Raw genomic sequence first — 21,328 nt, forward strand, 5'->3', positions numbered from 1 at the left:
GTGACCGAACAATTGAACACGGATGCCATTTGGCAACGGGCCGAAATCGAAAGCCCCTGCGTCAAACTCTGCTCGATCCATCCAGAGACGAAGACCTGTATCGGCTGTCACCGAACGCTCCAAGAAATCGGCATGTGGAGCCGCATGACCCCAGAAGATCGCCGCGCCATCATGGCCGATCTTCCGAACCGTTCGGGTGCGCTCAAAACGCGCCGTGGCGGACGGGCGGCGCGGCTCAAGGCTTAATCCCTGAGCCAGTCCCGCATATTGTCAAACTGCGGCCTGAAAAACGCGAGCCTACGCCCCGCGGCGGGCACCATATCCTTGCTCTCTGGCGCGGTGCCGTGGATCACCATCCGATCCAACAGGACCGACTGCCCCGCTTTCATCGGCAGCTCCACACGTTCGCAGCACTCGAGCACCTCTTTGCGGGCGTCTGCATAGATCTCGGTCACGTCGATATCCGACCACATGGACTGCGGCATCCCCGCAAAGGCCACGGTAAAAGCCTCGCGCATGATCTCTTCGCTACCGGGCCAAACGACCAATGGCGCAGCAGTGCATTCGTTCAGCGCCACAGCGAGGATATAGGCATGCGGTTCCCGCAAAAACCTACGTTTCTGCGGCCCCTCGCCCAATAGTCCATCAAGATGCGCCGCGTCCTTCGCCTTGCGATAACGGTGCGCTGCATCAGTTTCATCCGCATCTTTCTGCGGATAGCCCGAATAGATCACCGAAAGTTGCCCCCGATGCAGAGGCATATCTGGAACCATGTCATCCCACGGGCCACGCAATGGAACACCGTCAATTGCCCCTGTGTCATCATTCGGGAGCGCGTCCACACCCACAAACCACGTCTTGCCATGCCTCAGCCATTTCGCCTGCATCGCTGGATCGGACAGAATCCCATCCGCAACTGCATTCGCAGCCTTGGCCCAAGCCATAACCTCTGGAGTGACGTCGAACTGGATGAAACCGCCTTCGATCATGACAGGATTGCCTTACGCAACATGTTGAGCGCGATCAGGATCAGGAACATACCAAAGAATTTCTTTAGTTTGCCTGCATCCGTTTTGTGCGCAATCGCGGCCCCGATCGGCGCCGTGAATGTGGTCATCGTGATCACCACGAGAAAGGCCGCGATATTGACCGCACCGATGTTCAGCGGCGGGGCGCTACCTTCGGGCAAAGAGGTCATCAGGAACCCAGCCACCGACGGCACCGCGATGATAAAACCAAAGCCCGCAGCCGTTGCCACAGCGCGATGAACAGGCACGCCAAACATGGTCAACAGAGGCACGCCAAATGATCCACCGCCGATCCCCATGAGAACCGACAAGAACCCGACAAAGGGTGAAAACACGCGCCCTTTCAAACCTTTGGGCAGTTCATTCGCAACGCGGAAGTCCTTGTTTCCAAAGGTCATGTAGAGGCCAATGAACACCAGCAACCCGCCAAAGATATACTGCAGCACGGTCGTGTTCAGCGCTGAAACGGTCATCTTGCCCGCAATCGCACCCAGCACGATCCCCGGCGCCCAGATTTTCAGGATACCCCATTCGACCGCACCCTTTTTGTGGTGCGACATGACCGAACGGGCCGAGGTGACGATGATCGTAGCGAGCGAGGTCGCCAAACAGATTTGCATCAGTTGCGGGATTTCGTACCCGAGCGACGCAAATGCATAGTAAAAACCAGGGACAAGGACGACACCGCCGCCGACTCCCAATAGGCCAGCCAAAACACCGGCAAGCGCACCAATCGCCAGCAAAAGAGCCGCCATTTCAACCAAAAGAACGCTATCCATCAGGGCCTCCCAAATGATGTTGCCCTGATCAGTATCAGCCGCCTGTCACGTAGGAAAGCGCCTCTAGCACCGTCTTTGGCCCAGCGCCGTCGAGATGCGCGTTTTCCGACAGATACCGCCGCCAGCCCCGTGCGCCCGCCTTGCCCGCAAAAAGGCCGAGCATGTGGCGTGTGATCTGGTTCAAACGACCGCCTGCAGCGATGTGATTTTCGATATAGGGCAGCATGTCATGGACGACCTGCACAGGGTCTGGCCCCGCGTCTTTGCCGTAAATCCGCGCGTCTGCCATTTGCAGAATATCGGTCGGCTGGTGATAGGCCGCCCGCCCGATCATCACGCCATCCAACCCAAGGTCCAGTTGTGCCACGGCCTCGTCCAAGGTCGCGATGCCACCGTTGATCGAAATATGCAGATGCGGATAAGCAGCCTTAATCTCGTGAACCAAAGCGTAGTCGAGCGGTGGAATATCTCGGTTTTCCTTGGGCGACAGCCCTTGCAACCACGCCATCCGCGCATGGATGGTAAAGCGGTTAACACCCGCCGCGCTGACCTTTTCAATGAACTCTGGTAGGATATCGCGGGGCACCTGTTCATCGACCCCGATGCGACATTTCACTGTCACTTCGACAGGCGATGCTGCAATCATCGCCGCCACGCACTCCGCCACCAGATCGGGCGATTTCATCAGCACCGCACCAAAGGCACCCGATTGCACACGATCCGACGGACAACCGCAGTTCAGGTTAACTTCGTCATAGCCGTAGTCGCTACAAATCGCCGTGGCTTCGGCCAGTTGCACAGGATCGGAACCACCCAGCTGCACCGCAACAGGATGTTCGGCATCGTTGTATCCCAACAGCTTTTCACGATCCCCGTTGATCACCGCAGGCGCAGTCACCATCTCGGTATAAAGCAACGTCTCACGGCTCAGCAGACGGTGCAGATACCGACACTCCCGCGTCGTCCACTCCATCATCGGTGCGACGGACAGACGGGCCGCTGATTTTGCTGTGTTCTTCACCATAAGGGTCGCCATCGGTTGCTAGATCGGTTCCGTTTCGCGGTCGCATAGCGGAAGCCGCAAAGAATTTCCACCAATCGCTACAGGATTTCTGCCCCGCCAATGTCATCCAACGCGAAATCAATCAGCGCACGGATTTTGCGCGGCAGTTGCCGTCCCTCAAGGTAAACTGCGCTCAACGGTCCTGTTTCGCAATCATACCCCTGCATCACAGGCACCAGCCGCCCAGAAGCCAGCGCATCCCGCACGGCAAAGCGCGGCGCATAGGCGATCCCGAGGTGCGATGCCGCGAGCTCCGTTGCGGCGCGCGCTGAATTGACGTGAAACCGCCCTTGGACCGTGGCGATGATATCGCGGCCATCCTCAAAGAACCGCCAGCGTTTGGGTTGGTGACGGTTGGTGTCCACGATACAGGCGTGGGACTGCAAATCGGCGGGATGACGCGGCTCACCATGCTCTGCGATATAGGCGGGACTAGCGACAAGGACCGACCGAAAGTCGCCCAGTTTGCGGGTTTTCAGTGACAACATCTGCGATTGCCCCAGTCGAAACGCCAGATCGATCCCGTCGCTCGCCAGATCGGCAAAGTCATCTGTCAGCCGCAGATCAAACGTGAGCCCCGGATTGGCCTGCGCGAACCGCCCCAACATCGCACCCACATAGACCTCGCCAAAGGTGACAGGGGCAGAGATGCGGATCACACCTGTCAGTCCCTTGGACCCATCAGCCACCTGCCCCAAGAGATCATCGAGGTCGTCTAGAACCGCAGGCGCGCGGGCCAAGAGGTCCTCGCCCGCAGGCGTGAGCCCCACCCTGCGCGTGGTGCGTTGGAACAGGCGAACACCCAACCGCGCCTCAAGCTCTGCCACATATTTCGACGTGAGGCGGTTCGACACGCCCAGCGCCTCGGCCGCCGCCGTGAATGATCCCGTCTGTGCGGTCGCCACAAAGGCACGGAGTTCGTCGGTAATATCCATCGGAGGCTCATTTGGAATAAAACGGTAGCAGTCAATCCACAAAGTCGCCATTTCATTGATTATAATCAAGCCCTATCTCCATCCCAGACACAGCCGGTACCCGACGCAGGCGCCGCAGATCAAAGGATGCGCGAATGACTACGATTACTTCTCTCCAAGCCCTCCGCGATCGGCTTGCCCCATCTGACCGTATGCCGGTGGTGTTCCTCGGCCATGGCAGCCCCATGAACGCGATTGAGGATACCGAATACAGCCGCTCGTGGACGGAATTGGGCCGGAACCTGCCGCGTCCTCGGGCGATCCTCGTGGTGTCGGCGCATTGGATGACCAAAGGCACAACGCTGGTGGATGTCTCGGCCTTGCCCAAGACCATCCATGATTTCTACGGCTTCCCCGATGCGCTCTACGCCCAGCAATACCCCGCACAGGGCGATCCCGCCCTCGCCCGCGAGGTCGTATCGCTCTTGGCCAGCCACCACGCCGAAGAGGACGACACTTGGGGCCTCGACCACGGCGCATGGACCGTGCTCAAATTCCTCTACCCAGAGGCCGACGTGCCTGTGTTCCAAGTCTCAATCGATATGAGCAAAGGATTGGACTACCAGCTCGAGATCGGCAAAACCCTATCTGACTTGCGGGATCGCGGCGTGCTGATCCTCGGTTCTGGCAACGTGGTTCATAACCTACGTGCCCTGCGGTTCGATGGCCATGTGCATGACTTTGCAACGGAATTCGACACCCTGTTCGAAACAAAGCTGACCGACCGTGACTTTGGCGGGTTGGCCGATGCCAATAAACTCGGGTCGCTTCTTCGGATGGCGCACCCTTCCGTCGATCATTACCTACCTGCCCTCACAATCGCGGGCGCCTCTGATGCGGGCGATGATCTCACCTTTATGACGGGCGCCATTGACCTTGGCGCTGTGTCGATGCGTTCGTTTGTGTTCCACCCTCGTTAACGAGTATCGGGGATCGCTGTTACAAAACCTTCACTTTGCGGAAGGTTATATTTCATATATTCATGAAATATGAAAACAACGATTCCCGACCTACTATCGACCCTTGGCCACCCGCAGCGTTTGTCGGTGTTCCAATTACTTATGCGCCGTTACCCCGACCATGTGCCCGCAGGGGAAATCTCGGACGCGCTGGAGATCAAAGGCAGCACACTGTCGAACTACCTCTCTGCCCTACAAACTGCTGGTCTGATTGACCAAGAGCGGTCTGGCACCTCTCTACGGTACTGCATCAATATGACAACCGTTCAACAGATGTTTGACGGTCTCTTGGTCGACTGCTGCCGCGGTCGGCCTGATTTGTGTTCTCCTTCTGCCAAAGGACTCCCCACGATGCCGACAAAAACGTTCAACGTGCTCTTTATCTGCACAGGCAACTCTGCCCGTTCAATCTTTGCCGAAACGATCCTGCGGGATTTGGGCGGGGATCGGTTCAACGTCTATTCCGCCGGAACCAAACCCTATTCGGAACTGAACCCCTTTGCCCTGGAGGTGCTCGGGGCCAAAGGGCATGACACCAGCCAATTGCGGGCCAAGAACGTGTCCGAATTTACGGGCCCCGAAGCAGAGCAGATGGATTTCGTCTTTACCGTCTGTAATCAGGCCGCGAACGAGGAATGTCCTGCATGGGACGGCCAACCGATCAGCGGCCATTGGGGAATGCCCGACCCTGTCAAAGCCACAGGCACCGACGCCGAAAAAAGTCTCGCATTTCAGCAGTCTTATGGGGCGCTTCGCAACCGCATAGAACAATTCATCGCGCTCCCGATCACGACGCTTGATCGGATTGCGCTGCAAAAGGCCGTGGACACCATTGGCCGCCAGACCTCTGAGGATCACCTATGACCACATACGCACTCAACGGCCTTGGCCGCATCGGTAAACTCGCTCTGAAACCTCTGCTGGAAAGCGGCGCAAAGATCGCGTGGATCAACGATGCCGTTGGAGACACAGAGATGCACGCGCACCTGTTGGAGTTTGACACCGTGCACGGGCGCTGGAACGCGGCGTTTTCCTATGACGATGACAGCGTCACCATCGACGGCACCCGTCTGCCCTTTATCGGGACCAAGGACCTCAGCGCACTGCCGCTCGACGGTGTGGACGTCGTGATCGACTGCACGGGCGTTTTCAAATCCGAAGCCGCCCTCGCCCCCTATTTCGCGGCTGGCGTGAAAAAGGTCGTCGTCTCGGCCCCTGTCAAAGACGGCCCAACCGCGAACATCGTTTATGGCGTGAACGACGACACCTATGACGCGGCGACCCATCAGATCGTCACGGCGGCGTCTTGCACCACGAACTGTCTGGCGCCTGTGGTCAAGGTCATCCATGAGAACCTCGGCATCAAACACGGGTCGATCACCACGATCCATGATGTGACGAACACTCAGACCATCGTGGACCGCCCCGCCAAGGATCTGCGCCGCGCTCGCTCTGCTCTCAATTCGCTGATCCCGACGACCACAGGGTCGGCCACCGCAATCACGCTGATCTATCCCGAACTCAAAGGCCGCTTGAACGGTCACGCCGTCCGCGTGCCTCTGTTGAACGCCTCCCTGACTGACTGCGTGTTCGAGGTCGAACGCGAAACCACCGCCGAAGAGGTCAACGCCCTGTTCAAAGCGGCGTCCGAAGGCGCGCTTAACGGCATCCTCGGCTATGAAGAACGCCCGCTTGTGTCCACCGATTACACGAACGACGTCCGGTCCTCGATCATTGATGCGCCGTCAACGATGGTCATCAACGGCACGCAGGTCAAAATCTACGCGTGGTATGACAACGAAATGGGCTATGCGCACCGTCTGGTCGATGTCGCCCGCATGGTCGGGGCATCGCTGTGAGCCAAAAGCCAGAAGGACTATCGGCCTATATCGCGGTCACCGCCGCCTATTGGGCCTTTATGCTGACGGACGGAGCCTTGCGGATGCTGGTGCTTTTGCACTTCCACACGCTCGGATTTTCGCCCGTACAACTGGCCTATCTGTTCATCCTCTATGAAGTCGCAGGGATGGTGACGAACCTCTCTGCGGGCTGGATCGCGGCACGGTTTGGCCTCACGGCAACCCTCTATGCGGGACTGAGCCTGCAGGTCGTGGCTCTCCTCGCGCTGGCCCAACTGGACCCGAATTGGTCGATCCCCGCATCTGTCGCCTTTGTCATGTGCGTCCAAGGCGCGTCGGGCGTAGCCAAGGATTTGGCCAAGATGTCGTCGAAATCAGCGGTAAAGCTCCTCGCGCCCTCGGGTGATGGTGGGTTGTTCCGCTGGGTCGCGATTCTGACAGGGTCCAAAAACGCAGTCAAAGGGATCGGTTTCCTCATGGGTGCCGCGCTCCTCGCGGCGTTCGGGTTCGTGGCGTCGATCTGGGCGATGGCGATTGTCCTCGGCGCGATCCTGATCGCCGTTGCGCTCTTCATGCCCTCAGGTCTGCCCAAGGGTCGCAAAGGCGCGAAGTTCTCCGAGGTCTTTTCAAAATCCCACAACGTGAATTGGCTCTCTGCGGCGCGGGTGACATTGTTCGGTGCACGGGACGTTTGGTTCGTCGTGGGCATCCCGATCTATTTCTATGCCGTGCTGTCGGACGGCTCCGAGGCAGGCAACCGCGCGGCGTTCTTTATCATTGGCGTCTTCATGGCCGCATGGATCATCCTCTATGGCATGGTCCAAGCCGCCACCCCGCGCATCCTCCGCGCGGCCAGCCGCCCAGAGGCAGAGATCATCGGCGCGGCCCGCACGTGGGCATGGGCGTTGTTCATCGTGCCTGCCGCACTGAGCGTTGCGGTTGCCCTATCGCCTGCCCCGCAACTGTGGCTAACGATCACATTGGTCATTGGGTTACTGGCCTTTGGCGGGATATTTGCGGTGAACTCCTCGCTCCATTCCTACCTGATCCTCGCCTTCACGAAATCAGAACGGGTCACGATGGATGTGGGCTTCTACTACATGGCCAATGCGCTGGGGCGTTTGATTGGAACGCTTTTATCGGGACTGACCTTCCAAATCGGCGGCCTCACGATGGTGTTGGGCACGGCGGCGGTAATGGTTGCGCTCTCTGCCATAACCACTGCTAAATTGCGGCCAGCCTAACCACGCCCCGACAGAGTCTTAACAAATCAGAGCGCAACCGCACGGTCGGTTGGCGCTCTTTTCATATGGCTGTGGCAAACTGTTTAGAACACGGGTCAAAGAATCGCTTGGCCTTTTACATATGTATGTCTATATATGTCGAAAATTAAATGTTTAACCAGAGAGGCCCCCATGCGCGCGCTCCTACTCACGGCCTGCATCGCTGCGACCGGATTTACCGCTGCGGCGGACACGATCACCCTCCGTCCTGAGCCTGTTCAGGAATGGAAACCCGTCTATGGCACCGTTGAAACGCGCGACCGCATCCCCGCACGTGCCCGCATCCCAGGCACGATCACCGAACTGTTGGTGAGCGAAGGGGATCAGGTCGCCTCTGGTCAAGCTATCGCCCGCATCGAAGACGATAAACTTCTGTTGCAAGTCGAAGCCTTAGACGCCCGCCTTGAAGCGCTCGCCTCTCGCCTTACGACCGCACAGGCCGACCTCGAACGCGGACTGCAACTGTCGCAGAACGGCGTGATTACGGGGCAGCGCCTTGAGGGTCTGCAAACGGCAGTGGACGTGCTGAACGGTGAAATCGCAGGGACTGAGGCTGAAAAGCTGGTTGTTCAACGCCAAATCGAAGAAGGCAGCGTGCTCGCTCCCGAAACTGGCATCGTCCTTGATGTGCCGGTCTCTCTGGGGTCTGTGATCAACCCAGGTGAACCTGTCGCGGTCATCGGTGGTGGTGGCGTATTCCTGCGTCTGTCGATCCCTGAACGCCACGCCCTGTCGCTCGCCCAAGGCGACCCCATTTCCATTGATGGTGCCGACGGCGAAATCGAAGGTCGTCTGGCCAAGATCTACCCCCAAATCTCTGGTGGTCGCATTGAGGCCGATGTTGAGGTCGAAGGCCTCTCTGACACCTTCGTAGGCTTGCGGATGCCCGTGCGCCTGACTGTCGGCACACATGACGCGCTGATCGTCCCTAGCTCGGCTGTGACCCAGATCGGCGGCATTGATTTCGTTGCGGTCGAACATGACGGCCACACCATCGAAAAAGCTGTCGTACCGGGCGGCACCATGCTGCGCGACGGCGTTGAATGGGTTGAAATTCTGACCGGCCTGAATGCTGGCGACGTAGTGGTGACTGACCATGAGTAATCCGAACCAATCCGGCAGCCTTGGCATTGCGGGTCACCTGACCCGTATGTTCCTGCTGTCACCGCTGACACCTCTTTTGCTGATGGCCTCCCTCGCCGTTGGTCTGATCGCCCTCGGCGCACTGCCCCGCGAAGAAGAGCCGCAAATCTCTGTTCCGCTCGTCGATATTTTCGTCGAGGCCCAAGGCCTGCGCGCCGAAGACGCGGTGAAACTGATCACCGAACCGCTCGAGACGATCATCAAAGGTATCGACAACGTCGAACACGTCTATTCCGACACCCGCGACGACCATGTGATGGTTACCGCACGGTTCGAAGTGGGCATCCCTTCGGACACCGCGATCCTGCGCGTCCGTGATAAAATCATGGCGAACCTTGACCGCATCCCTGTGGGTATCCCGCAGCCGATGGTCGTGGGCCGTGGTATCAACGATGTGCCGATCCTCTCTGTGACCTTCAGCGCAGCCGAAGGCCATGACGACATCACCGCAGCCGACCTGACCCGCATTGCCCGCGAGGTCGAAGTTGAAACTGCGACCATTGAAAACGTGGGCCTGACTTATCTGATCGGCGCCACCGATGAAGCGATCCGCGTTGCGCCGAATCCTGAAAAACTGGCACTTTACGGTGTGACGCTTCAGCAGCTTGCGGGCAAAGTGCAGAGCGCGAACAGCGCGGTTCCTGCGGGCACGCTGCGCGATGCTGGTGAACAAATCGGACTTGTCGTTGGTCGCACGCTGACCACACCTGCTGATATCGGCAACCTCGAACTCACCACCCGCGACGGTCGCACGGTCTATGTCCGTGACGTGGCCGATGTGGCGCTGGTCAATGACATCGACGAACGCCATGTGGCGACCCTCACCCGCGATGAAAACGGCGAGGTCACCCGTCGTCCTGCTGTGACCCTCGCGCTGGCGAAACGCGCTGGGTCGAACGCTGTGATCGTGGCCGAGGAAATCCTGCATCGCATTGAAGGCATGCACGGGAAACTCATCCCTGAATCCGTCGATATCGAAATCACCCGTGACTACGGTGAAACCGCCGACGAAAAAGCGAACGAACTTTTGTTCCACCTCGCTCTTGCGACCATCTCTATCGTGATCCTCGTCTGGCTCGCCATCGGTTGGCGCGAAGCCATCGTGGTCGCCATCGTGATCCCTGTGACGATCCTCCTGACGCTCTTTGCGGCTTACATCATGGGCTATACGCTCAACCGTGTGTCGCTCTTTGCGTTGATCTTCTCGATCGGGATCTTGGTGGATGACGCGATTGTGGTCATCGAAAACATCGCCCGACATTGGGGAATGAAGAAACCAGGGCAGAGCCGCTTTGGCGCGACCATCGCAGCAGTGGCTGAGGTGGGTAACCCAACCATCGTTGCGACCCTGACCGTTGTGGTTGCCCTTCTGCCGATGCTCTTTGTGTCGGGTCTGATGGGCCCCTACATGAGCCCGATCCCTGCGAACGCATCTGCGGCGATGATCTTTTCGTTCTTTGTCGCGGTGATCCTGACCCCATGGCTGATGCTGAAAATCGCAGGTCGCGCAGAACTGCATCATGACGATGGTCATGGGTTCCCCGGTGGGAAACTGGGTCGCATGTATGACCGCATTGCGCGTCCTCTGCTGGCTGGCAAGAAGTCGTCGCTGATCTTTCTCTTGGTCGTGGTTGTGCTGTCCTTCGGGTCGCTCGGCCTCCTCTATACCAAAGACGTGACGGTCAAACTCCTGCCGTTCGACAACAAATCGGAACTGGCGATCATGATCGACCTGCCCGAAGGGTCGAGCGTTGAGGCCACCGATGCCGTTGCCCAAGCGGCTGCACGTATCGCGATGGATATGCCCGAAGTGATCTCGGCCCAGACCCACGCAGGCACTGCAGCACCGTTCAACTTTAACGGCCTCGTGCGCCACTACTACCTGCGTCAGAACCCAGAGATGGGCGAAGTGCAGCTGAACCTTCTGCCGAAAACAGAACGTGACCGCACCAGCCATGACATCGCACTGGACCTGCGCGAACGCCTTGCCACGATGAACCTGCCCGAAGGCACGGTCGTCAAAGCGGTCGAACCCCCTCCGGGTCCGCCGGTGATCGCGACCCTCTTGGCAGAGGTCTATGGCCCAGATGCTGACACCCGTCGCGAAGTCGCTGAAAAGGTCCGTGCCGCGTTTGAGGACATCGACTTTGTCGTGGACGTTGACAACAACTACGGCGTCCAGCCGCGTCGTCTGCGGGCAGAGCTGATGACCTCGGACCTCGATTTCTACAACGTGCTGGAAAGCGATGTCACACAGACCCTGCAACTGCTCAACGGGTCGTCGATCGTGGGCTATTCCCACCGTGGCGAAGGCCGTCGTCCGCTACCGATCGTGATGACACGTGACCGTGGCGACAACACTCTGGACGCGATGGCGCTCTCTACTCCGGTTCCGGCAAATGCCCTGCCCGGTGGTCGTGGCGTGGTCGAACTGGGTGACGTTGTGCAGATCACCGAAGAGCGCGCGTCGTTCCCGATCTTCCGCCACAACGGTCGTGACACCATCATGGTCATGGCGGAAATGGCGGGCGATTATGAGGCACCACTCTACGGTATGCTCGCTGTGCAGGAACGTCTGGACGCGATGGACTGGCCCGAAGGCATGAAGCCCGAGATCAGCCTAAACGGTCAGCCGTCCGAGACAGACACCCCCGTCATCCTTTGGGACGGTGAATGGGAAGTGACTTGGGTTACCTTCCGCGACATGGGCGCTGCCTTTGGTGTGGCTCTCTTGGGGATTTACATCCTCGTCGTGGCTCAGTTCGGCAGCTTCCGTCTGCCGCTGGTGATCCTGACCCCAGTGCCGCTGACGTTCCTTGGCATTATGGGTGGTCACTGGCTGTTCGGCGCGCCCTTCTCGGCGACCTCGATGATTGGCTTCATCGCGCTTGCGGGGATTATCGTGCGGAACTCGATCCTACTGGTGGACTTTATCCGCAACGCCAATGACGACGGCGAAGTGACCGTGGATGTTCTGATCGAAGCAGGTGCGACCCGTTTCAAACCGATCCTTCTGACCGCGCTGGCGGCGATGATCGGCGCGGCGGTGATCCTCGTTGACCCGATTTTCCAAGGTCTCGCGATCTCGCTCTTGTTCGGGTTGTTGTCATCAACCGCTCTGACGGTTCTGGTGATCCCAGCGATCTACCGTATCTTCAAAACCTAAACGCAGCTTGCGCCCGCCCTCATCGGCGGGCGCAAGACTTTTAAAGGTTAGTCAAAGACGACAACCTGTCGGATCGCGGCGCCATCGGCCAAACGATCAAAGCCCTCATTGATATCTTCAAGTTTGATCTGATGAGTCATCAGCTTTTCAATCGGCAACTGCCCCCGCATCATCATCGACGCAAAGCGCGGAATATCCCGCAGCGGCACACAGGACCCCACATAGGACCCCTTGAGCGTTTGTTCGTTCGCAGTCAGCGACACGGCGGGAATTTTCAGCTCGTGCTGCGGGTTCGGCAGGCCAGCGGTGACGGTCGTCCCACCACGGCGCGTCACGTCATAAGCGTATTTCAACGCAGGCACCGCACCCGCGACCTCGACCGCGAGGTCGACACCACCGCCCGTCATGTCGCGCAGCTTTTGAACCGCGCCTTCTTCAGACGGATCAATCGCGGCAGTCGCACCCAATTCCAGCGCAAAGGCGCGTTTGTCGGCGGCAAGGTCGACCGCGATCACCTCGCGCGCGCCACCCGCAATCGCGCCCAAAAGCGCCGCAAGGCCAACGCCGCCCAAACCGACAACAGCACAAGTTTGCCCTGCCCGCAGGTTTCCAGAGTTCAGCACCGCGCCAACGCCTGTCAAAACCGCACAGCCCAACAGCGCCGCACGATCCAGCGGGATGTCTTTGTCGATCTTCACGCAAGACGCCTCGGACACCACGGCATAATCTGAGAACGCAGAGACACCGACATGGTGGTTCACGGTGTGGCCTTCGTGGCTGATCCGTTTGTCACCCCCGATCAGGCTGCCTTTGCCTGCCGCGGCCGCCGCAGGGATGCAGAGCGCAGGACGGCCTTCGGCGCAGGGAACGCAGTGACCACAGGACGGTGCAAAGACCAGAACCACGTGATCGCCCTTGGCAAAGCGGGTGACATTCGGGCCCACGGCCTCCACCACGCCAGAGGCTTCGTGACCGAGGGCGACGGGCATATCGCGCGGACGATCCCCGTTGATGACGGAGAGATCCGAATGGCACAGACCCGCCGCCGCCATTTTAATCAGCAGCTCCCCGCTCCCCGGTTCGGACAGTTCAGCTTCAACGATTTCAATGGGTTTGGTGTCTACGTAGGGGCGTGCATTCCCCATTTGCCGCAGCAAAGCGATCCGCGTTTTCATCAGGTCCTCCGTCTCTGTTTGCCCTACCTTCGGGCGAGAGCAGAGTTGAGGCAAGAGAAATTGAAGGGTTGTTCAATTCTTACCGAATAAGGACCCCCAGATCGGCCACGTTGGTCCCTGTGCCGCCTGTCATCAACAGGTCCCCCGCAAGGCCCAATGCCGCGTAGCTGTCGTTATTGTCCAAGAGCGCCATCAGATCACCGCCCGCCGCCGCGATCCGCGCAAGCGTGCCCTCGTCGACCAAACCACCCGCAGCGTCTGTCGGTCCATCGCGCCCATCCGATCCCCCCTGAAGGCAGGTCCAGTTGGTCCAGCCGCGTGCCTGTGCCTCAATCGCGATGCGCAGGGCAAGCTCTTGGTTTCGGCCGCCACGCCCCGTGCCCTTGAGCGTTACGGTCGTTTCACCGCCCCAAATGGTGATCCCTTCACCTGCCGCATCACAGATTTCACGGGCCGCATCGGCAACGTCACCTTCGATGGCAGAGGGAATGACATGGGCCACGCCTGCCTCTGCCGCCATAGCAGCGACGGATTGGGCGTTCGATCCGATCAGGATGTTCTGCGCCTCTGCAATCGGCTGGTCGGCGTCAGGTCGGGTGAGCCAATCGCGGACGGACTGCGCCACGCGGTCCCAGAGATTGAGACGTTCCAGAACAGCAATCGCATCGGCGCGTGTGCCCAAAGGCGCGACGGTTGGTCCGCTGGCAATCGTAGAGAGGTCGTCGCCCACCACATCCGACAGGATCAGAGCCCGCAGATCGCGCCCCGCACAAAGCCGCGCCAAGCCGCCCCCTTTGATCAGGGACAGTTGCTGGCGAATGAGGTTCATCGTCCGAATATCCGCGCCCGACGCCAAAAGGAGCCTACTGACGTCGGCCTTATCGTCCAGCGTGATGTCACCTGCAGGCGCAGGCAGCAGCGCCGACCCACCGCCCGAGACGAGCACCAGAACCGGACCCGTCGTTGATTGGATCGCCGCGATAAAGGCCCGCGCGCCAGCGGCACCGCCCTCGTCTGGAACAGGGTGGCCTGCGGTGATCACAGTCGCGCCCGCGAGCGGCGACGCGTTTTCAGCGTTGGTCACAACGATCGTCGGCACGCCAGCGAAACGGTCCAACGCCGCCTCTGCCATGCGGCGGGCCGCCTTACCGACCGAGAGGATCAGCGCGGGGGCCGTGTCGGGCAATGCGCCTTGGACGCCGGTAAAGGGATCAGCCGCCGCGACGCCTGCGTTGAAAATTCGGATTGCCGTTTGGCGCATATCTTGGGTCATGGGCGGATGCTTACCCAGCCGTTTTCCAAGGGCAAGGAGTTTTCAGATCTTTGGCTCTCTGCCCATCAGGATATTTGACGGAGGCGGGCGACTCGATGTAGAACAAAAAGAGAACAAAGAGTCTGCCATGTCCCGTCCAACGCCCAAAGATGCCACCCTGTCAGAGGTGTTCAGCCCCCGCGCTATTGATGCCGCAGCGGTGGGTTTTGTGCTGGCACATCTGGACACAGCCAAACCCGTTCTTTGGATACAGGACCGCCTATCGCGCAAGGAAACAGGACGTCCGCATCTGCGCGGGTTGCCCCGCCCGATTGAGATCATTCATGTGGACGCCAACCGCCCCGTTGATGTTCTCTGGGCCATGGAAGAAGGCCTGCGCTGCGCTGCCTTTGGTGCTGTATTGGGAGAGGTCTGGGGCGATCCTGCCGTCCTCGATTTCACAGCCACAAAACGGCTGGCCCTGCGGTCAGAGGCGCATCGCATTCCCGCATGGCTCATTCGGCGGGCGGCCACCGCAGGGTTGAGCGCGGCGCGCAATCGCTGGCGCGTGGCCTCGCTGCAATCGCTCAAACACCCTTGGGATAGCCGCGCCCCCGGTGCGCCCGTCTGGGAGGCTGATCTATTCCGATCCCGCTGGGGCAAAACCGGGCGCTGGGTGGCGCAGTATGACGGCACACGCCTAACCTTTGACCACGGCGTTGAGGCGGACGCCTATGACGACCAGCGGAGGGAGGCAGAAGGGTGAGCCGCCTGTCATCACGGGACATGGACCTCGCTGCCGCCCTGCAACAGTTAGAAACGGGGCTACAGACCCCTGCGCCAGACTGGGCCAAACCAAAGCCATCGGGGCGGCGTATCCTGTCCCTCCACCTGCCCCGCTTTGCGATGGACCGTTGGCAGATCATGGCGGATCGTCGCGGCGATAGTCCGCCTGCGGATATGCCCTGCGCCTTGGCCGTGGATAGCGCACGGGGTGCGATGATCCACGCCACCAACCACGCGGCAGAGGCCGCTGGCGTTTATATCGGTGCCCGTGTTGTCGATATGCGGGCGATCTGCCCTGCGCTGCACCTCGACCATGCGGATGTGGACAGCGATGCCCGTGCGCTGGAGCGGCTGATGCTCTGGTCGCGGCGATGGGCACCTTGGACCGCGCGGGACGGGGCCGATGGCATCGTTATGGACATCACGGGCTGCGCTCACCTCTTTGGCGGGGAGGATGCGATGCTCTTGCAGATCGAGGACCGACTGGCGGGGCTCGGCCTCAATTCCGCCAGCGCTATTGCCCCGACCCATGGCGCGGCATGGGGGCTGGCCCGCTTTGGCACGGTGCGGGCGGTTTGTCCGCCGGATCAGCTAGAGACACAGATCAGCGCCCTGCCCGTGCGGGCCTTGCGGATCACGGATGACACGACGCTGTTGCTCAATCGGTTGGGGTTAAAGACCATCGGCGATCTGATCGCCGTTCCGCGCGTACCGCTCGCCCGTCGGTTTGCCCGCGCACCGCTGGCGGAAAACCCGCTGATGCGGCTGGACCAGATGGTGGGAAAGTTGGCAGAGCCGCTGGATGCCCCTGATGATCCGCCTCGGTTCATCACCCACGCCCGTCTGCCCGAACCTGTGCAAGACCCAACCGAATGGATTCCCCAACTGGCCCAAGACCTCTGCGCCGATCTAGAGGCCGCAGGGTTTGGTGCGCGGCGGATCACGCTGACCGTGTATCGTACCGATGGGGATGTGTCCTCTGTCACGGTTGCCACCAGCCAGCCCAGCCGCGATGCCGCCCATTTGGCCAAGCTCTTTGACGGAAAGTTGGACCGTATCGACCCCGGTTATGGCTTTGACCTGATCACCCTCGCCGCGCCTTTTGTCGAACAGATGGGAAAACTCCAGCACCGTCTGGACCGCCGTGCCACGGATGGCAGCGAATTGGCACAGACCATCGACCGTCTCACCGCACGATTTGGGCCGCGTGGGGTTCTGCGTCCTGCCCCGTTAGAGCGGCACATCCCCGAACGCTCAGAACAGTGGCGGCCTGCGATGGCGGGCACCCCTGACCCTGCCGCCACCCACCCACGGCGGCCCATTCGCCTGCTCGAACACCCCGAGGAAATCCGCGTCCTCTATGCCGTGCCCGAAGGTCCGCCCGCCCAGTTTGTCTGGCGGCGGCAGGTGCACCGCGTGGGCCGCTTTGATGGGCCAGAGCGGATTGCCCCCGAATGGTGGGCCGACAAACCGGGCACGCGCCTGCGCGATTATTACAAGGTTGAGGATCAGCATGGCCTGCGGCTGTGGATTTACCGCGAAGGTGTGCTGGGCGATCTACGTGGCGCAGAGCCGCGCTGGTTCCTGCATGGGCTCTTTGCCTGATGCCCGACATTACGCCGCATCATCCGAAACGGAGCCTGCCTGACGACAGCGGGTTCACCCCCAATCCACGCAGCGCCTATGTCGAACTGGGGCTGACGAGCTGCTTTTCCTTTTTGCGTGGCGCGTCAGAGGCCTGCGATCTGGTGCAGACCGCGTGGGAGGGTGGCTATGATGCGCTCGGCGTGGCGGATCACAACACGCTTGCGGGGGTCGTGCGGTTTTATGTGGAGGCGGAAAAAGCACATATCCGCCCGCTGATCGGTTGTCGGATTGTGCTGACCGAGGGGGATATGATCCTCGCCTATCCCACGGATCGGGCCAGTTACGGGCGTCTCTCTACGCTGTTGTCGAAAGGCAAACGCCATAGGCCTGACGGCGAATGGCAGGACAAAGGAGCCTGTGACATTCCGCTGGCCGATCTGCGCACTGCGGCAGAGGGATTGCGCCTGATTGTGGTCCCGCCCGCCGACGTGGCCCACTGGGAACTGCGGCTCAAACACCTCAAACGCAGCGTGCCGCAAATCACCCATATCGCAGCGTCCTACCTCTATCGCGGGGCGGATCGCGCACGGATCAACCATCTCGACGCGCTGGCGGATCGTAACGGGCTGTCGATCCTTGCCACCAATGACGTGCTCTATCACGCGCCCGACCGTAGACCCTTGCAGGATGTGATGACCTGTATCCGAGAAAAACGACGGCTGAGCGATGCGGGCTATCTGCTAGAGCCGAACGCCGAGCGGCACCTGAAAACACCTGCAGAGATGTGCCGCCTGTTTGCCGAATGGCCCCACGCGATACGCGCCACCCGCGAGGTGGCCGATAGCATCCGTTTTGACCTGCGCGAACTGTCCTACGAATACCCCAAAGAGGTCGTGCCAGAGGGACAAAGCCCGCAGGCCTACCTAGAGGAATTGACGTGGAAAGGTGCCGCCGATCGCTATCCCGATGGGATACCCGATGAGACGGCAAAAATTATACAAAAAGAACTTCGTATGATCGAAAAGCTCGATATTGCGCGGTATTTTTTAACTATTCACGACATCATCCGTTTTGCCCGTGACCAAAGCAGCCCGCCTATCCTGTGTCAGGGACGTGGATCGGCGGCGAATTCGGCGGTGTGTTATGTGCTCGGCATTACGGCGGTGGACCCTGCGCAGCACCAGCTTTTGTTCGAACGTTTCATCTCGGAGGAACGTAAGGAACCGCCTGATATCGACGTCGATTTTGAACATGAACGGCGCGAGGAAGTGATCCAGCATATCTACGCGAAATATGGGCGGGATCGGGCTGGGTTATGTGGGACGGTGATCCACTATCGCCCTCGATCAGCCATCCGCGAGGTGGGCAAGGTCATGGGGTTATCAGAGGACGTCACCAGCGCCATTGCCAAAACCGTCTGGGGATCGTGGGGCACCGATGTTGAGGAAAAGCGCGTCAAAGAGGCGGGCTTGGATTTGACTGATCCGCTGTTGCGTCGGACGCTGGCCGTGGCCCGCCAGATGATCGGGATGCCGCGCCACCTGTCGCAGCACGTGGGCGGGTTCATCCTGACGGAACGCCCTCTGACCGAAACCGTTCCCATCGGTAACGGCGCGATGGCGGATCGCAGTTTCATCGAATGGGACAAGGACGACATTGATGCGCTGGGTATCCTCAAGGTGGATATCCTCGCGCTTGGTATGTTGACCTGCATCCGCAAGTGTTTCGATTTAATATCAACGCATTACGGGAAAAACCTCACCCTCGCCACCACCCCCAGAGAGGACCCGAGGGTCTATGATATGCTCTGCCGTGGGGACAGCATCGGGGTGTTTCAGGTGGAAAGCCGCGCGCAGATCAACATGCTGCCGCGCCTGCGCCCGCGTGAATTTTACGACCTCGTGGTGCAGGTCGCGATTGTGCGGCCTGGGCCTATTCAAGGCGACATGGTGCATCCGTATTTGCGACGGCGGAGCGGTGAGGAACACGTGATTTACCCATCCCCCGCGCCGCCCCATCACCCCGAAGAACTGCGCCAGATCCTTGGGCGGACGTTCGGCGTGCCGATCTTTCAGGAACAGGCGATGAAGATCGCGATTGAAGCGGCAGAGTTTTCCCCCGCCGAGGCCAATGAACTGCGCAAGGCGATGGCGACGTTCCGCAGCCGTGGCACCATTGGGCGGCTTGAGGAAAAGATGGTCGGGCGGATGGTGACGCGCGGCTACGATGAGGAATTCGCCCGCCGTTGTTTCGATCAGATCAAGGGCTTTGGCGAATACGGGTTTCCCGAAAGCCACGCGGCGAGCTTTGCCCAGTTGGTCTATGTGTCGAGTTGGCTGAAATGCCATTACCCCGCAGCCTTTTGCGCAGCCCTGCTGAACTCTCAGCCGATGGGGTTCTATGCCCCCGCGCAATTGGTGCGTGATGCCCGCGACCACGGCGTGATCGTACGCCCGCCCGATGTGAATTACTCGGACTGGGACACTACATTGGAACCTGTCAGCGGGGGCTTTGCGCTGCGGTTGGGGTTCCGGCAGATCAGCGGGTTTCCACAGGCTGCGGCCCTGCGACTGATGGCGGCCCGCGACAGGCCGTTTCGGGATGTCAAATCGCTCCAAGAGGCTGGGATCAGCGCGGCCCACATCCGCAAACTTGCCGAAGCGGACGCGATGCGGTCGCTGTTTATTGACCGTAGGCAAGCCCTGTGGGAGGCGAAATCGCTACGGGATGCGCCCGATCTGCCGCTGTTTACTGAGACGCGCGATGAGGGTGCCGAACCCGCCGTCGCCCTGCCCCAGATGCCAAATTGCGAACAGGTTGTGGCGGATTATCAGACGCTGCATCTGTCGCTCAAGGCGCACCCGATGGGGTTTTTACGGGCCGGTATGCGCAAAAAGGGCTACGGCGCGACCCGCGATCTGATGCAGTCCCGCCCATGGCAAAAGGTCAAACTGGCGGGGCTGGTGCTGATCCGTCAACGACCTGGATCGGCCAAGGGTGTGTGCTTTATCACCATCGAGGATGAAACTGGCGTCGCCAATATCGTCGTTTGGCCCAAGATGATGGAGGCCTATCGCAAGGTGGTAATGCAATCTCGGCTTTTGTCCGTCGAAGGGTATATCCAGCGCGAGGGCGACATCATCCACGTTGTGGCGCAGCATCTAGAGGATCGGTCGGATGCGCTGTTGCGATTAGCGCCCGAGGCGATGGCACCCCCAATGGCCCGCGCGGATGAGGTCACGAAACCCATTCCTGCAGGGGCCGCGCGTCACCCGCGCAACGTCCGCGTCATCCCCAAAAGCCGTGATTTTCACTAAAGCGTGGTGAGGTGCTCTTTGAGCCACGGATAAGCCGAGACGGCAGGACCGACGATCAGATCGTCGATCAACGGGCGCAGACGATCCGCGACTTGGGTCGGTGTGTCAGACAATGCGCCGCGCCGCGCGGTCAGGGCGATCTGACGCGACAGTGGCGCAAAGGGCAGCGGGATCAGGTCGAGCTGATCGTGGACCCGTTCCGCCCGCAGCCACGCCATCGGTGTCAGGATCGACCAGCCCGCTCCGCCCGCAACCATAGCAAGGATCGCGTGGTAGCTGTCCAACTCGAACCGATGAGCGAGCGGAAAATTCTCGCGGGCCAGATGCGCGGCAATCACCTGCCCCATGAAATGGCGGGTGGTGTATTGGATCATCGGCAAACGGCGCAGATCAGACAGTGGCGCGGCCAGATCTACGGCCCCTTTGGGTGCGGCAATGACAAAGGGCTCTTGCATCAACGCGTGACGTTCCAGACCTTCGGTCATCGTCGGCAAGTCTGCTGCCACGATCATATCGAGCGCCCGTGCGTCCAAAAGGTCATGCAACTGATGCGATGGGCCCGTCTCGAGCAGGAACTGACAGGATTTCAAGACATCGCCAATCTCGCCCAAGAGACGCGGCGTCACGTCCGTCTCGAAATCCTCGATCATCCCGAGGCGGAGCCGCGTCAGCCCCGAATTATCGCCCGAGAGCTCCAGCCGTGCCTGATCGGCCTCGTTTAGAATGGCATTGGCGCGGCGTAAGAACTTCTCGCCCGCAGAGGTCAGCGTGATAGGCCGTTCGTTGCGGTTCAACAGAACCGCACCGATGCTGGTTTCCAAATTGGTCAATTGCTGGCTCACCGTCGCGGCTGATGATCCCAGCCGACGTGCTGCCGCCGAGATAGAGGCCTCTTGCGCAGTGGCCACAAAAACTTCGACACCCCAGAGGGTAATTCGACCTGATGATGGTGCCATG

General features: G+C 60.1%; 17 protein-coding genes. 10 read left to right on the top strand and 7 right to left on the bottom strand.

What is annotated here, in order from left to right; all coding sequences use genetic code 11:
* The gene (locus tag BSK21_RS08075) at positions 1-246 is read left to right on the top strand and encodes a DUF1289 domain-containing protein (RefSeq protein WP_082959358.1); all 246 of its coding nucleotides are present in this window, start codon (positions 1-3) and stop codon (positions 244-246) included.
* Here BSK21_RS08075 and BSK21_RS08080 read toward each other — a convergent pair.
* The 4 genes from BSK21_RS08080 to BSK21_RS08095 all read right to left on the bottom strand — a co-directional run bounded on the left by BSK21_RS08080 (position 243) and on the right by BSK21_RS08095 (position 3,805).
* Positions 243-989, bottom strand: a complete 747-nt coding sequence (locus BSK21_RS08080) for a phytanoyl-CoA dioxygenase family protein (protein WP_067545834.1) — start codon at positions 987-989, stop codon at positions 243-245. The two genes, BSK21_RS08075 and BSK21_RS08080, sit on opposite strands and share 4 nt — an antisense overlap.
* Positions 986-1,810, bottom strand: coding sequence for a sulfite exporter TauE/SafE family protein (locus BSK21_RS08085; protein WP_197498079.1), 825 nt, complete (start codon positions 1,808-1,810; stop codon positions 986-988). Before BSK21_RS08085 ends, BSK21_RS08080 begins: the two co-directional genes overlap by 4 nt.
* 31 nt (positions 1,811-1,841) lie before the next feature.
* Positions 1,842-2,843 (bottom strand): tRNA dihydrouridine(20/20a) synthase DusA, encoded by a 1,002-nt coding sequence (dusA, locus tag BSK21_RS08090; protein ID WP_067545840.1) that lies wholly within the window; start codon positions 2,841-2,843, stop codon positions 1,842-1,844.
* Between the two features lie 65 nt (positions 2,844-2,908).
* Positions 2,909-3,805 (bottom strand): LysR family transcriptional regulator, encoded by an 897-nt coding sequence (locus tag BSK21_RS08095; RefSeq protein WP_067545844.1) that lies wholly within the window; start codon positions 3,803-3,805, stop codon positions 2,909-2,911.
* Positions 3,806-3,939: 134 nt separating this feature from the next.
* Here BSK21_RS08095 and ygiD point away from each other — a divergent pair, with 134 nt between their 5' ends.
* The 6 genes from ygiD (at position 3,940) to BSK21_RS08125 (ending at position 12,254) form a co-directional block, all read left to right on the top strand.
* A complete protein-coding gene (gene ygiD, locus BSK21_RS08100; protein ID WP_067545848.1) occupies positions 3,940-4,764 on the top strand; it encodes a 4,5-DOPA dioxygenase extradiol in 825 nt (274 codons plus the stop codon).
* Between the two features lie 69 nt (positions 4,765-4,833).
* Positions 4,834-5,667: a helix-turn-helix domain-containing protein gene (locus BSK21_RS08105; RefSeq protein WP_067545851.1), complete on the top strand. Its 834-nt coding sequence runs from the start codon at positions 4,834-4,836 to the stop codon at positions 5,665-5,667.
* Positions 5,664-6,662 (top strand): ArsJ-associated glyceraldehyde-3-phosphate dehydrogenase, encoded by a 999-nt coding sequence (locus BSK21_RS08110; RefSeq protein WP_067545854.1) that lies wholly within the window; start codon positions 5,664-5,666, stop codon positions 6,660-6,662. The genes BSK21_RS08105 and BSK21_RS08110 overlap by 4 nt, the downstream gene beginning before the upstream one ends.
* Positions 6,659-7,906, top strand: coding sequence for an organoarsenical effux MFS transporter ArsJ (gene arsJ / locus BSK21_RS08115; RefSeq protein ID WP_067545857.1), 1,248 nt, complete (start codon positions 6,659-6,661; stop codon positions 7,904-7,906). The genes BSK21_RS08110 and arsJ overlap by 4 nt, the downstream gene beginning before the upstream one ends.
* Positions 7,907-8,077: 171 nt before the next feature.
* On the top strand, positions 8,078-9,049 hold the full coding sequence (locus tag BSK21_RS08120) for an efflux RND transporter periplasmic adaptor subunit (RefSeq protein ID WP_074038994.1): 972 nt from the start codon (positions 8,078-8,080) through the stop codon (positions 9,047-9,049).
* Entirely contained in the window at positions 9,042-12,254 is a 3,213-nt protein-coding gene (locus tag BSK21_RS08125) for an efflux RND transporter permease subunit (RefSeq protein ID WP_067545860.1), read from the top strand. Before BSK21_RS08120 ends, BSK21_RS08125 begins: the two co-directional genes overlap by 8 nt.
* A gap of 47 nt (positions 12,255-12,301) precedes the next feature.
* Here BSK21_RS08125 and BSK21_RS08130 read toward each other — a convergent pair whose 3' ends face one another.
* A complete protein-coding gene (locus tag BSK21_RS08130) occupies positions 12,302-13,429 on the bottom strand; it encodes a zinc-dependent alcohol dehydrogenase family protein (RefSeq protein ID WP_067545863.1) in 1,128 nt (375 codons plus the stop codon).
* Between the two features lie 79 nt (positions 13,430-13,508).
* Positions 13,509-14,702 (bottom strand): glycerate kinase, encoded by a 1,194-nt coding sequence (locus BSK21_RS08135; protein WP_067545866.1) that lies wholly within the window; start codon positions 14,700-14,702, stop codon positions 13,509-13,511.
* 127 nt (positions 14,703-14,829) lie between these two features.
* Here BSK21_RS08135 and BSK21_RS08140 point away from each other — a divergent pair, with 127 nt between their 5' ends.
* The 3 genes from BSK21_RS08140 to BSK21_RS08150 are packed head-to-tail and all read left to right on the top strand — an operon-like array spanning position 14,830 to position 20,371.
* Positions 14,830-15,447, top strand: coding sequence for an ImuA family protein (locus BSK21_RS08140; protein ID WP_067545869.1), 618 nt, complete (start codon positions 14,830-14,832; stop codon positions 15,445-15,447).
* Positions 15,444-17,072 carry a DNA polymerase Y family protein gene (locus BSK21_RS08145; protein WP_318254742.1) on the top strand — a complete coding sequence of 543 codons (1,629 nt, stop codon included), beginning with the start codon at positions 15,444-15,446 and terminating at the stop codon, positions 17,070-17,072. Before BSK21_RS08140 ends, BSK21_RS08145 begins: the two co-directional genes overlap by 4 nt.
* Entirely contained in the window at positions 17,072-20,371 is a 3,300-nt protein-coding gene (locus BSK21_RS08150) for an error-prone DNA polymerase (protein ID WP_067545871.1), read from the top strand. The genes BSK21_RS08145 and BSK21_RS08150 overlap by 1 nt, the downstream gene beginning before the upstream one ends.
* Here BSK21_RS08150 and BSK21_RS08155 read toward each other — a convergent pair.
* A complete protein-coding gene (locus BSK21_RS08155) occupies positions 20,368-21,327 on the bottom strand; it encodes a LysR family transcriptional regulator (RefSeq protein WP_067545874.1) in 960 nt (319 codons plus the stop codon). The two genes, BSK21_RS08150 and BSK21_RS08155, sit on opposite strands and share 4 nt — an antisense overlap.
* Position 21,328 lies beyond the last annotated feature (1 nt).

The sequence above is a fragment of the Marivivens sp. JLT3646 genome (genome assembly GCF_001908835.1).
Classification (GTDB): Bacteria; Pseudomonadota; Alphaproteobacteria; order Rhodobacterales; family Rhodobacteraceae; genus Marivivens; species Marivivens geojensis.

Bases quoted from the DNA above. Each gene is read 5' to 3' on its own strand.
- BSK21_RS08110 (WP_067545854.1), top strand. From the start codon at position 5,664: ATGACCACATACGCACTCAACGGCCTTGGCCGCATCGGTAAACTCGCT.
- BSK21_RS08095 (WP_067545844.1), bottom strand. From the start codon at position 3,805: ATGGATATTACCGACGAACTCCGTGCCTTTGTGGCGACCGCACAGACG.
- BSK21_RS08080 (WP_067545834.1), bottom strand. From the start codon at position 989: ATGATCGAAGGCGGTTTCATCCAGTTCGACGTCACTCCAGAGGTTATG.
- BSK21_RS08150 (WP_067545871.1), top strand. From the start codon at position 17,072: ATGCCCGACATTACGCCGCATCATCCGAAACGGAGCCTGCCTGACGAC.
- dusA (WP_067545840.1), bottom strand. From the start codon at position 2,843: ATGGCGACCCTTATGGTGAAGAACACAGCAAAATCAGCGGCCCGTCTG.
- BSK21_RS08130 (WP_067545863.1), bottom strand. From the start codon at position 13,429: ATGAAAACGCGGATCGCTTTGCTGCGGCAAATGGGGAATGCACGCCCC.
- BSK21_RS08105 (WP_067545851.1), top strand. From the start codon at position 4,834: ATGAAAACAACGATTCCCGACCTACTATCGACCCTTGGCCACCCGCAG.
- ygiD (WP_067545848.1), top strand. From the start codon at position 3,940: ATGACTACGATTACTTCTCTCCAAGCCCTCCGCGATCGGCTTGCCCCA.
- BSK21_RS08155 (WP_067545874.1), bottom strand. From the start codon at position 21,327: ATGGCACCATCATCAGGTCGAATTACCCTCTGGGGTGTCGAAGTTTTT.
- BSK21_RS08140 (WP_067545869.1), top strand. From the start codon at position 14,830: ATGTCCCGTCCAACGCCCAAAGATGCCACCCTGTCAGAGGTGTTCAGC.
- BSK21_RS08120 (WP_074038994.1), top strand. From the start codon at position 8,078: ATGCGCGCGCTCCTACTCACGGCCTGCATCGCTGCGACCGGATTTACC.
- BSK21_RS08125 (WP_067545860.1), top strand. From the start codon at position 9,042: ATGAGTAATCCGAACCAATCCGGCAGCCTTGGCATTGCGGGTCACCTG.
- BSK21_RS08135 (WP_067545866.1), bottom strand. From the start codon at position 14,702: ATGACCCAAGATATGCGCCAAACGGCAATCCGAATTTTCAACGCAGGC.